This window comes from Arthrobacter sp. NPDC080073 (assembly GCF_040686575.1).
In the GTDB taxonomy this organism is placed as follows: domain Bacteria; phylum Actinomycetota; class Actinomycetes; order Actinomycetales; family Micrococcaceae; genus Arthrobacter.
Map to the genome: position 1 here is coordinate 37,478 of NZ_JBFBKR010000028.1, position 10,696 is coordinate 48,173.

The 10,696-nt window shown below is 64.5% G+C and carries 12 protein-coding genes; 9 read left to right on the forward strand and 3 right to left on the reverse strand.

Annotated elements, in window-relative coordinates; all coding sequences use genetic code 11:
- Nucleotides 1-51 precede the first annotated feature (51 nt).
- A complete protein-coding gene (locus AB0O52_RS21375; protein WP_364542065.1) occupies nucleotides 52-753 on the reverse strand; it encodes a hypothetical protein in 702 nt (233 codons plus the stop codon).
- Between AB0O52_RS21375 and AB0O52_RS21380 the strand changes: the two genes are divergently transcribed.
- On the forward strand, nucleotides 740-1,939 hold the full coding sequence (locus AB0O52_RS21380) for a HAMP domain-containing sensor histidine kinase (protein WP_364542068.1): 1,200 nt from the start codon (nucleotides 740-742) through the stop codon (nucleotides 1,937-1,939). The genes AB0O52_RS21375 and AB0O52_RS21380 overlap by 14 nt on opposite strands.
- Before the next feature lie 116 nt (nucleotides 1,940-2,055).
- Here the strand turns inward: AB0O52_RS21380 and AB0O52_RS21385 are convergent, their stop codons facing one another.
- On the reverse strand, nucleotides 2,056-2,448 hold the full coding sequence (locus AB0O52_RS21385) for a hypothetical protein (RefSeq protein WP_364542071.1): 393 nt from the start codon (nucleotides 2,446-2,448) through the stop codon (nucleotides 2,056-2,058).
- A gap of 962 nt (nucleotides 2,449-3,410) precedes the next feature.
- Between AB0O52_RS21385 and paaA the strand changes: the two genes are divergently transcribed.
- Genes paaA through AB0O52_RS21425 form a run of 8 tightly spaced genes read left to right on the forward strand, consistent with a single transcriptional unit; the run spans nucleotide 3,411 to nucleotide 9,417 of the window.
- Nucleotides 3,411-4,406 (forward strand): 1,2-phenylacetyl-CoA epoxidase subunit PaaA, encoded by a 996-nt coding sequence (paaA, locus tag AB0O52_RS21390; protein WP_364542073.1) that lies wholly within the window; start codon nucleotides 3,411-3,413, stop codon nucleotides 4,404-4,406.
- Nucleotides 4,403-4,744, forward strand: coding sequence for a 1,2-phenylacetyl-CoA epoxidase subunit PaaB (gene paaB / locus AB0O52_RS21395; RefSeq protein WP_364542076.1), 342 nt, complete (start codon nucleotides 4,403-4,405; stop codon nucleotides 4,742-4,744). Before paaA ends, paaB begins: the two co-directional genes overlap by 4 nt.
- Nucleotides 4,741-5,688, forward strand: coding sequence for a 1,2-phenylacetyl-CoA epoxidase subunit PaaC (gene paaC / locus AB0O52_RS21400; RefSeq protein ID WP_364542079.1), 948 nt, complete (start codon nucleotides 4,741-4,743; stop codon nucleotides 5,686-5,688). Before paaB ends, paaC begins: the two co-directional genes overlap by 4 nt.
- An 11-nt stretch (nucleotides 5,689-5,699) precedes the next feature.
- Nucleotides 5,700-6,239, forward strand: coding sequence for a 1,2-phenylacetyl-CoA epoxidase subunit PaaD (gene paaD / locus AB0O52_RS21405; RefSeq protein ID WP_364542081.1), 540 nt, complete (start codon nucleotides 5,700-5,702; stop codon nucleotides 6,237-6,239).
- Nucleotides 6,240-6,249: 10 nt separating this feature from the next.
- Nucleotides 6,250-7,485 (forward strand): 1,2-phenylacetyl-CoA epoxidase subunit PaaE, encoded by a 1,236-nt coding sequence (gene paaE / locus AB0O52_RS21410; RefSeq protein ID WP_364542084.1) that lies wholly within the window; start codon nucleotides 6,250-6,252, stop codon nucleotides 7,483-7,485.
- An 11-nt stretch (nucleotides 7,486-7,496) separates the two neighbouring features.
- A complete protein-coding gene (locus AB0O52_RS21415) occupies nucleotides 7,497-8,276 on the forward strand; it encodes an enoyl-CoA hydratase-related protein (RefSeq protein ID WP_364542087.1) in 780 nt (259 codons plus the stop codon).
- A gap of 38 nt (nucleotides 8,277-8,314) precedes the next feature.
- Nucleotides 8,315-8,638 carry a helix-turn-helix transcriptional regulator gene (locus tag AB0O52_RS21420; RefSeq protein ID WP_364542089.1) on the forward strand — a complete coding sequence of 108 codons (324 nt, stop codon included), beginning with the start codon at nucleotides 8,315-8,317 and terminating at the stop codon, nucleotides 8,636-8,638.
- Nucleotides 8,587-9,417, forward strand: coding sequence for a permease prefix domain 1-containing protein (locus tag AB0O52_RS21425; RefSeq protein ID WP_364542092.1), 831 nt, complete (start codon nucleotides 8,587-8,589; stop codon nucleotides 9,415-9,417). Before AB0O52_RS21420 ends, AB0O52_RS21425 begins: the two co-directional genes overlap by 52 nt.
- Before the next feature lie 136 nt (nucleotides 9,418-9,553).
- On the opposite strand, the gene AB0O52_RS21430 is transcribed toward AB0O52_RS21425, so the two are convergent.
- Nucleotides 9,554-10,696, reverse strand: a 1,143-nt coding sequence (locus tag AB0O52_RS21430; protein ID WP_364542095.1) for a DUF222 domain-containing protein, incomplete at its 5' end; no start/stop codon positions are given.

Genomic DNA, 10,696 nt, shown 5'->3' on the forward strand with positions numbered 1-10,696 from the left:
GTGCACATCGCCGCACAGCCCAGCGCAATGCGGTAAATGCCACCCAAATACTCACGATACAAGCATTAAAGCCATCTGGCATCTAATATGTGGATTAAGCGCTGCTCCGAACTTCCAGTTTGATCGTTCGAGGCGTCGTATTGTGGTTCCTTGGGGGAATAGTGGACTCCGGGCGCTTCCTTCGGGAATCGCGTGGAGCAGTAATTGGTTCGCGAATCTCCAACGAAGGGTCTCGACTTTGAGTGAGCAGCCATTTTTCCGCGCGGCCGCCCGCTTCTTCAGAAAGCTCACGCCCCGCGCCCGGCTGGCAGTCTGTGAATTGCCACTAACCCTCATCATCGCGGGCTTGGCCATCGCGGCGCCCACTCTTTGGCCGGGGTTAATCCAAAATTGGTTGTTCGTCACGGGAGTCCTGCTCCACGGCGTCCTGTTCCTGGGCTGCCTGCTGGTTCCATGGGAGCGATTGGCGCCGAGCGCAGGCCTGGCAATCCCTATTTTGGATTTTTTTGCCCTTTGGTTCACGCGGAACGGCGCCTTCAGCGCGATTCCAGGACTCATCACATTAGCCATCTTTCCCGTGATCTGGCTGTCTGCCTCAGGCATGCTTTCCAAGACAAGCCTGGTCCTCAGCTTTGTGGGTCCTTTCCTCATCGCGGTTCCGCCAGTCGTTTCCCACTTGCCCCGTCCCAGCTCATCAGACATTTCTTCAGTGCTGCTTTTGCCCCTCATGATGTTCGCAATGGCAGTCTCCATTCGTTTGGCTGGCTCAAATGCCCGTCTCCAGCAACGACGGGTAAGTCAGAGGGATCAGGCCCTGCGGCAATTGTTGGCCGCCAGCAGGGAACGGGAAACGCTGCTCAAGACAATCCTGGACACGATCGACGTCGGAATTGTCGCCGTCGATTCGAAGGGCGAGACCCTCCTGATCAACAACCAACAAAAGGCATTCCTGCGGGTGGCAATGCCGGCGGAAGACCCGCGGGGACCCGCCGAACAAGTTCCGCTGGTTTTCGGCCAGGACCGCCGAACGCCGGTTCCGCCCGAAAAGGGTCCTGTTCGGAGGGCCATTCAGGGGGAGACATTTTCCGATTATCTCCTTTGGTTCGGCGCCGGTACCGAACAACGGGCCATATCTACGGCCGCGCGAGGTATGAAAAGCGACATTGACGGCGGCTTTGGTGGCGCGGTCATCGTTTTCAAGGATGTGACGGACGTTGTCGATGCCCTTGCGGCCAAGGACGAATTAGTTGCCAACGTTTCGCACGAATTCGGTTCGCCGCTGACATCGATCCTCGGCAACATCGATCTTGTGCTGCGCGGCTCCCAGGAACTCCCACCAGCGACAAGGAGCGGATTGGAGATTGCGGAGCGGAATGCCGAGCGGCTCCGGGCATTGGTGGACGACCTCCTCTTGTCAGCTGCGGCCGTGGATAGCGTGCATCTGCGGCGCACGGATTTGGCAGGGCTGGTTGAAAATAGCCTGGTTTCTGCCCGGGCGCAGGCCGACGCCGCCCACGTGGGCCTTGTCGCCGACGTCCCGGCGCCCCTGTGGGCGAACGCCGACCCCTTGAGGCTGGGGCAGGCCTTGGACAATCTGGTATCGAACGCCATCAAGTATTCCCCTGGTGGCGGACTGGTGACGGTAAGGGCCGAGCGGAACGACGGATGGGTCCAGCTTGAAGTGAAGGACACGGGAATGGGCATGACCACGGACGAGTCGGCCAGGATTTTCACCCGGTTCTTCCGGACCAACGCTGCCCGTCAGGCCGCGATTCCAGGTGTCGGCCTTGGGCTGTCCATTACCAAGTCCATCGTGGAACGCCACGGAGGCAGCATCTCCTGCAGCAGCAAGCCTGGCAGTGGAAGCACCTTCACTGTGGCGCTGCCGGCTGGTCCGCCCCAGGATCCTTCACGGACGGACGCGTCCGCGCTGTACTAAGGCCGGTCCCATACTAAGGCGGCATCTCGACTGGGACGCTCGCTCACATATATGACCAAATCCCAAGACCCTCGCTCACATATGTGTGAGCGAGCGTCGAGCGTCCGGCTGGCCGCTTATGCCGACGCCGACACTGGGGCGAAGGCCGGTCGCGGCGCCAGTTGCTTCCGTGCCCAGCGGGCCAGCTTCTTGCCTTTGCCCTTCCACCAGTTGTCCTCGTCCTTGTCGTGGTGCCAGCGGAAGATGATCATCACCATCACGAAAACACCCATGGCCACGTCCGCCCAAGACAACTGGATTGCCTTAGCCAGCACGCTGATGCCCATTACGAGAATCGACGGTACCGCCAGGGTCCTGAAAATGGTGCTGGCCACATAGCGCCGATGCGATCGTGGCACGGACATGGCACGGACCATGTCGAAACACACGCAAACCACCACCATTGCCTGGCCCAAATCCATCAGGATCAGCCCGGGCAACGAACCTGCGAACGTGGCAGCGGATTCCATCCCGGAGCTCAACGGACTGCCTCCGTCGCTGCGGAACGCGAAAAGGACACAACAAGACTGTAGGAAACACACATACGGATTACCCCCAGAGACCAGGAACTGCGTTTGAGACCAACTGAGTTCCATTGAAGCCGCTGGCTCTAGGGCCGGTCACGAGTAGCGGGTACTCTACTTTACGCGGCGGGCTACCTGCACGGCGGGAGCGTTACCCGGTCCGGGAACCGGCCTCGGGGGTCCGTTAGCGCCCGACGGCGGCAGTGCCGTCGCGCTGTCGTTCCGCCTTTGCGTCGTGCCCGCCGCGGACGCTCGCTCACCTTTGAGGCGTTTTCCGCCGACGCTCGCTCAGATGATCTGAGCGAGCGTTCCAGTCGGGTCGCCGCCGTCGGTTCGTTAGTGCCCGACGGCGGCAGTGCCGTCGCGCTGTCGTCCCGCCCTTACGTCGTTCCCCCCTCGGACGCTCGCTCACCTTTGAGGCGTTTTCGGCCGACGCTCGCTCAGATGATCTGAGCGAGGGTCGGGGCTTTTGGCCATATATGTGAGCGAGCGTCGCGGCTCGCCCCCCAAACGGTTCGTTAGTGCCCGACGGCGGCAGTGCCGTCGGGCTGTCGTTCCGCCTTTGCGCCGTGCCCATCCCGGACGCTCGCTCACATGATGTGAGCGAGGGTTCGGCCATTTGGTCATATATGCGAGCGAGCGTCCCGGTAGTTGGCCTTATATGCGAGCGTCGCGGTAGTTGGCCTTATATGTGAGCGGGCGTTCCACGATATGGCGCTATACGTGAGCGAGCGTCGTGGTAGATGGGCACATATCTGAGCGAGCGTCGGGACAGTTGGCCATATATGTGAGCGAGGGTCCTGTCGACGCCCACGCCCGCGCTGCACCCCGACCAACCCGGACGCTTGACGCATCTCGCGCCTTCCGCATATTCTGAACGAACGGTCGGTAAATATTTAGGAGCAACCATGGCATCGCAGAATCTGCAGTCTGTGCCCGCTGAGCTGTCCCCCGAAGAGCTTGAGCGGGAACAGGCCGGTCAGGCGTACTTTGACCGCATCATTTCCGAGGACTCGCGCATCGAACCCCGCGACTGGATGCCGGAGGCCTACCGCAAGACCCTGCTCCGCCAGATCTCGCAGCACGCGCACTCGGAGATCATCGGCATGCAGCCGGAAGCCAACTGGATCACCAGGGCCCCGAGCCTCAAGCGCAAGGCCATCCTCATGGCGAAGGTGCAGGACGAGGCAGGCCACGGCCTGTACCTTTACTCGGCCGCGGAAACCCTCGGCCAAAGCAGGGACAAGATGACCAGCGACTTGATCGCCGGCAAGGCCCGCTACTCGTCCATCTTCAACTACCCCGCGGTTTCCTGGGCGGACATGGGAGCGATCGGCTGGCTGGTGGACGGTGCCGCGATCTGCAACCAGGTTCCCCTTTGCCGTGCTTCCTATGGCCCCTATGGACGCGCAATGGTGCGCATCTGCAAGGAAGAGTCGTTCCACCAGCGCCAGGGTTTCGAGATCCTCCTTGAACTCTCGCACGGCACGCCCGCCCAGAAGCAGATGGCCCAGGATGCCGTCAACCGCTGGTACGCGCCGGCACTGATGATGTTTGGCCCGCCGGACGACGATTCACCCAACTCCAAGCAGTCCATGGCCTGGAACATCAAGCGGTTCAGCAACGATGAGCTCCGCAGCCGCTTCGTCGGCATGATGGTCGAGCAGGTCAAGGTCCTCGGCCTCACGCTCCCGGACAAGGACATCCGTTTCAACGAAGAAACCAAGAAATGGGAGCACGGCCCCCTGGACTGGAACGAGTTCAAAGACGTTCTCGCCGGAAAGGGTCCCTGCAACGCGCAGCGGCTTGAGCGCCGCCGCGAAGCGCACGACGACGGCGCCTGGGTCCGCGAAGCGGCCGCCGAATACGCGCGCAAGCAAGCAGAAAAGGAATACGCAGCATGACAACTTCCCCGGCAACCCCCGCCACGCCAGAGGCCAACGCAGCCAACGAACCCCACGAAACTCCTTGGAGCCTCTGGGAAGTCTTCGTCCGCTCCAGCCGCGGCCTGTCCCACGTCCACGCCGGATCGTTGCACGCACCTGACGCGGCGATGGCTCTGCGCAACGCCCGCGACCTGTACACGCGCCGCAACGAAGGTGTGTCCATCTGGGTGGTTCCGGCCGATGCCATTTCCTCGAGCGATCCGGATTCCAAGGGCTCCTTCTTCGAGTCCCCGCAGGGCAAGGACTACCGCCACGCGACGTACTACACCAAGAGCGAAGGCGTGAAGCACCTGTGACCGCCCCCGAAAACACCGAAAACGAAACCAAAGACTTCGCCATCGAGGGCCACGGCGACATCTCCGTCGGCGTCAAGGGTGCAGGTGCTTCCGGAGACGGTTCGGCCAGCGCCACGCGCATCACCCCCGGGAACGCCCTGCGCCCGGAGGACATCGCCCTCGAAATCCGCAAGGGCCAGGTCAAGCCGAGCGAGGACGTTGCGGAATACGCTTTGCGCATCGGTGACGACGGCCTGATCCTCGCCCAGCGCCTGGGCCACTGGATCTCCCGCGCCCCCGAGCTCGAAGAAGACGTCGCCTTGGGCAACATCGCGCTTGACCAGCTGGGCCATGCCCGTTCCTTCCTCACCTATGCCGGTGCGGCGTGGGACAAGTCCGAGGATGACCTGGCGTACTTCCGCCGCGAGCACGAGTTCCGTTCGGCCCACCTGTTCGAGCAGCCGAATGGTGATTTCGCCGTCACCATCGCCCGGCAGTTCATCGTGAGCTACTACCAGTTCGAGCTCTACAAGCGGCTGACCGGATCCACGGATGCCACCATCGCGGCCATCGCGGCGAAGGCCCTCAAAGAGGTCGACTACCACCGCGACCACAGCGCCCAATGGGTCCTCAGGCTTGCCGGCGGCACGGAAGAGTCCCGCCGTCGTATTGTCCGGGCTTTCAAGCTCGTTTGGCCGTATGTGGAGGAACTCTTCGAAGACGACGAGCTCACGGCCCGCCTCGCGGAAAGCGGAGCAGGCGTTCAGCCCTCCAGCCTCCGCGCGGACTTCGACCAGCTCACGGGCGAGATCCTGAGCGAAGCCGGCCTCGATGAGGAACTGAATCTCGAGCGCATCCCGCAAGCCTCGGGTGGCGGCCGCCAGGGCAAGCATTCCGAGCACTTGGGTTACATGCTCGCCGAGATGCAGGTGCTTGCCCGCGAACATCCCGGTGCAAGCTGGTGACGGTGGTGGACATGTTCGTTCAGGACACCAGCGCCAGGACCAAGCAAAGCGCCGAGCAAAAGGCCTGGGGGATTGCGGCCACGGTTTGCGATCCGGAGATTCCCGTCCTCACCATTGAGGATTTGGGGATCCTTCGCGGAGTGACATTGTTCGACGACGGCGGGCTGGTCCCCGCGGTCCAGGTCACCATCACGCCGACCTACTCGGGCTGCCCCGCGATGGACGCCATCCGCGAGGACCTCAAGACCGCGTTCCACAACGAGGGCTACCCGAGCGTCTATGTCGAGCTCGTCCTGGCCCCGGCCTGGACCACGGACTGGATGACCGAGCACGGCAAGGCCAAGCTGCAGGAATACGGCATCGCACCTCCAAGCGGCAGGGCAGCAGCCGGGGGACATGCCGGCAAGGTCCGGCTCAACCTCGCAGTGAAATGCCCCCAGTGTTCTTCGCTGAACACCAAGGAACTCACCCGCTTTGGTTCCACGTCCTGCAAGGCGCTCTTCGTCTGCCAGGACTGCAAGGAACCGTTCGACTACTTCAAAGTCCTGTAAGGAATCCGACATGCCCGTTGTCCGCCAGACCGCAGCCGAACAAGCGCAGGCCACCGGCCGCCGTCGTGCGTCTTTTCATTCCCTCAGCGTTTCGGAAGTCCGCCGCCTGACTGAAGACGCCATCGAGGTCACCTTCGATGTTCCGCCGGAGCTCGCCGGCCAGTACGACTACCTTCCCGGCCAGTACGTGGCGCTGCGGACCACGCTTCCTGACGAGAACGGGGAGCCGCACGAGGTCCGCCGCAGCTACTCCATCTGCGCAGAGCCGCGCAGCTTCGCGGACGGCAGCAGCGAGATCCGCGTGGCCATCAAGAAGGACCTGGGCGGCATCTTCTCCACGTGGGCGAACGCGGAACTCAAGGCCGGCGACACCCTGGACGTCATGAGTCCCATGGGCGCGTTCATCTCCAAGCATGGCAAGGACGGCAAGACTGTCCAGCAGAATGTCATGAACTCCATGAACAATCCGCAGAACATGGCGGGTGAGTTCGGCGACGCAGGATCGTTCGTGGCCATCGCGGCCGGTTCGGGCATCACCCCGGTGATCGCGATCGCCCGCACGCTGCTGGCCGCGAACCCGGAGACCCGCTTCGACCTGATCTACGCCAACAAGGCCGCGATGGACGTCATGTTCCTCGAGGAACTGGCAGACCTGAAGGACAAATACCCCTCGCGCCTGGCGCTGCACCATGTGTTGTCTCGCGAGCAGCGTATTGCGCCGCTCATGACGGGACGTATCGACGCCGAGAAGCTCCAGCAATTGCTGAGCACCGCCATCCACGCGGAGGACGTGGACGAATGGTTCCTGTGCGGGCCGTTCGAGCTGGTCCAGCTGTGCCGGGATACCCTTGCTGCGCGTGGCGTTGCGCCCGAGCACGTCCGTTTTGAGCTCTTCACCACCGGCCGCCCGGACCGCCCGGAGGGCAATGCCGGCCGTCCCGTTGTGGAGGACGAGTCGAAGGACACGTTCAAGATCACCTTCAAGCTGGATGGTTTGACCGGCGATGTCGCCAGCCCCACCCACGCGCGGGAGTCCATTCTCAACGCGGCGTTGCGTGTCCGCCCGGATGTTCCGTTCGCCTGCGCCGGCGGCGTGTGCGGCACGTGCCGCGCCAAACTGGTCTCTGGGACGGTCAGCATGGACGAGAACTACGCCTTGGAGCAGGATGAGTTGGACAAGGGCTACGTCCTGACGTGCCAGTCCCACCCCACCAGTGAATCTGTCACGGTCGATTTCGACGTCTAAGGAATATACGAATGATCGAGCTCTCCATCGCCAACGGCATCGCCGAAATTGTCCTCAATGCCCCGGAAAAACTGAACTCCCTTGACGAGGCAGCGCTCGTGGAACTGGATTCAGCGTACGACGACGCCGCTGCCGCCGCCTCCCGGGGGATGGTGCGGGCGCTGCTCCTGCGCGGAGAGGGCCGCGCCTTCTGCGCGGGACGCGACATTGCCGGCGTGACGCCGGAGAACGACGACGCGAAGAAGTACTTGAACGGGCTCGTGGAGCCATTGCTCAAGAAGATGGCAGCCTTCCCCGCCCCGACGTTCGCCGCGGCGCATGGCGCGTGCCTCGGCGTCGGGCTCGGCCTGTTGCTCGCCACGGACGTGGTGTACGTGGCGGAAACCGCCAAGTTCGGCTCGCCGTTCGCCAAGCTGGGCGCCACCTTGGACTCGGGCGGGCACTGGTACTTCACGGAGCGGCTGGGCATGCACCGGACCTTGGACCTCATTTACACCGCGGACCTGATCAGCGGTGCCGAGGCTGTGGCCGAGGGAATGTTCAGCCGGGTCATGCCGGACGACGCCTTGCTGGAGGCCACACGGATCATCGTCGAGCGGGTGGCGGCAGGTGCCACCGGTGCCTTCACGGCCAGCAAGGAGCTCGTGGCCCATATCCGCGACAAACGGCTTGGCTTGTGGGCCTCCATGGCTGAGGAAAACAAGGAACAAGCGCGACTCTGTAAGACCGAGGACTACGCCGAAGGTTTCCGGGCATTCCAGGAGAAGCGCGCACCGGTCTTCAAGGGGTAGCTTGTCAGCCCTCTCCGCCATACCTAGACTCTCTAGGTATGGGACGAAGTTCAGTGAATGGACAGCTTGACCTTTTGCTGCTTGGCTCGCTCGGTGCGGGCGAAGCACACGGCTACGCGCTCATCGCGCGCGTTCACGAGCGAAGCGGAGCGCGGCTCGAGCTTCGGGAGGGCTCGGTCTACCCCGCGTTGCACAAGCTCGAGGCAGCCGGGTGCGTCTCGAGCCGTTGGGCGGACGACGCCGGCGGCCGCCGAAGAGTCTATGCGATCACCGGGGCCGGGCGCGCCGAGCTTGCCCGCATGGTGGAGGAATGGAAAGGCTTCTCGGTGGCGGTGCAGGGCGTTCTTGGGGCGGCGTCGTGAACGCGGGGAGCGGCGCCGGGGCCGAAGAGGGGCCCATCGATGCATACCTCGACGAACTCTTCGTGGCCGCGCGTGACGGCGACCCCGCTGCGGCGCGCAGACTCCTCGCTGAGACCGAGGCGCATCTGCGCGAATGCGCCGCCCGGCTGCGTGGGCAGGGCCTGGACCCCGAGGACGCCGAGCGCGAGGCTGTCCGCCGCTTCGGACCAGTCGGCACCGTGACGCCGGTCCTGCGCCCGGCCCTTCGAGACGTCCCCCGGCTGCCGTTGCGCGCGTTTTTGCGCCCCCTGGTCGGCCTCACGGCTGTTGGCGCGATCGCCGTCGGCGTAAGCGGCGTCGTATCGGAGCTGTTCGGCCGGATCTGGGGCGCGGGCTTCGTGGCCGGCGATCTCCCCGGCGTCGCCTACACGGCCGCCAGGTGCGCGGTCCTTCAGGCACCCTATGCTGGCCTCGACTGTGCCCAGGCCGCCGCCGAGCACCACTGGGGCGAGGTCGTCGAATACCGTGTGGTCTTTGGTGTGCTGGGCCTTATCCTTCTGCTCGTATGGCGGCTCCTGCCCCGTGAAGCTCAGCTTCCGGCGGGGCTCGTCCCGTCGCTCGCAGCCGCGGCTTTCCTGCTCGGCGCCGCGGCGACCGGCGTACAGGCACTCAACGCCGCCGTCCAAGGCTGGCAGGGCACGGGGGCATGGCTGAGCGCCGTCGTCGTAGCCTTGCCGCTCGCCGTCGTGTTCGCGGTAGCCGCCCTGCGCAGGATACGGATGAAGCCCGCGGGTTCATGAGTCCGCACGCCGGCGGTGGACACGAGCGAGCCGAGGGTACGGACTTCTGTACGGATTCCCCGAGGCACTCTTCCGGGCCGACGGGTGAAGGAAAGCAGTAGTTTAACCGCCGCCCTTGAGGACGCAGCCGAGTGATTCAAGCGGCCTGGAGTTCCGTGAGATGGGCGTATTTCAGCGCCTTGGCTTGGTGACGTAGTCGCCGTCGGTGGCCTTTGGAATGTGACGGCGCGGTATCGGGCGGGTCGGTGCTTCTTGTCAGTCTGGTTCCGGGCAGGGGTGGGGCTGTTGATTGGTAGGTATGGCCGGTGGGGGTGCGGATGTCGAGTTCGTGCCGTGTCCCGGGGCTTGTTTGTGCCGTCCGGGTTTGTGCTGTGCGGGTTTGTGCTGTCCAGCCGGGGAGTTCTTTGGTGTGGTTGCAGGCTTCGCAGAGCCCTGCGCCGTTGGCCAGGCTGGTGGTGCCGCCGTCCCGCCAGGGGATGATGTGGTCGAAGTGCCGGATGGGTGCGTTGCAGTAGGGGGTGCGGCAGGTCTCGTCGCGGGCCTGGATGAAGCGCCGCATGCCTGCCGGGAAGAGCCGCGCCCGCGAATCCGCGGCGACAAGCTCCCCGGTTCCGGGGGCGGTGTAGAGCCGCCGGAGCCAGAGCTTGAGTTCCTGGTCCTGGCGGGGTTCGCCCGCCGTGAGGATTGTCCGTGCCCAGGCGGCGGGGACGATGCCGTAGCCGGGCAGGCGTGCCGGTTCGGCGTCGCCCTGGAACAGGGTGCGGTCGGTCATGACGAGCTGGACTTCGACCCCGGTGATCCCGCCCGGGGTGCCGGTGGTCCGTTCGACGAGGGCATCGGCCATGATCTGGCCCCGGGACCGGGTCTCCTCCCCGGCGTTGCGGAGGGTGTCGGCGTGCCGGGACAGGGCCGCGTGCACGGCCACGCCCTGGGCGACGGGGAGCAGCGCGGTCAGATACGTCATGGTGTCCGGTGCCGGGCGGAGGCTGACGTGCCGTTCCTCGGCGGCACGTGCCGCCCGCCGGGTGACGGAGCGGGGGTCGCGGCGGTAGGCCGCGGCCCGGGCCGCGGTGATGATGGTCTTGTCTCCGGCGCCGTCGAAGGTTCCGGTGTCGGCGGCCAGTTCCTCGTCCACGGCGCAGCGGTCTTCGGCGGACAGGCAGGCCGTTTCCTTCACCAGCAACGTGGCGCGCCATTCGTTGAGCTGTCCGGTCTGGAGGGCGGCGAGGGTGTGCGGCATTTCGGTCACGAGGGCTGTGGCGAGTCCGTGGAGCCGGGA

What these genes read in the sequence shown, in the direction of transcription:
- paaE (WP_364542084.1), top strand. Translation starts at nt 6,250, where the DNA reads ATGCCCGTTGTCCGCCAGACCGCAGCCGAACAAGCGCAGGCCACCGGC.
- AB0O52_RS21415 (WP_364542087.1), top strand. Translation starts at nt 7,497, where the DNA reads ATGATCGAGCTCTCCATCGCCAACGGCATCGCCGAAATTGTCCTCAAT.
- AB0O52_RS21385 (WP_364542071.1), bottom strand. Translation starts at nt 2,448, where the DNA reads ATGGAATCCGCTGCCACGTTCGCAGGTTCGTTGCCCGGGCTGATCCTG.
- AB0O52_RS21425 (WP_364542092.1), top strand. Translation starts at nt 8,587, where the DNA reads ATGGAAAGGCTTCTCGGTGGCGGTGCAGGGCGTTCTTGGGGCGGCGTC.
- AB0O52_RS21420 (WP_364542089.1), top strand. Translation starts at nt 8,315, where the DNA reads ATGGGACGAAGTTCAGTGAATGGACAGCTTGACCTTTTGCTGCTTGGC.
- AB0O52_RS21375 (WP_364542065.1), bottom strand. Translation starts at nt 753, where the DNA reads ATGGAGACTGCCATTGCGAACATCATGAGGGGCAAAAGCAGCACTGAA.
- paaD (WP_364542081.1), top strand. Translation starts at nt 5,700, where the DNA reads ATGTTCGTTCAGGACACCAGCGCCAGGACCAAGCAAAGCGCCGAGCAA.
- paaA (WP_364542073.1), top strand. Translation starts at nt 3,411, where the DNA reads ATGGCATCGCAGAATCTGCAGTCTGTGCCCGCTGAGCTGTCCCCCGAA.
- paaB (WP_364542076.1), top strand. Translation starts at nt 4,403, where the DNA reads ATGACAACTTCCCCGGCAACCCCCGCCACGCCAGAGGCCAACGCAGCC.
- AB0O52_RS21380 (WP_364542068.1), top strand. Translation starts at nt 740, where the DNA reads ATGGCAGTCTCCATTCGTTTGGCTGGCTCAAATGCCCGTCTCCAGCAA.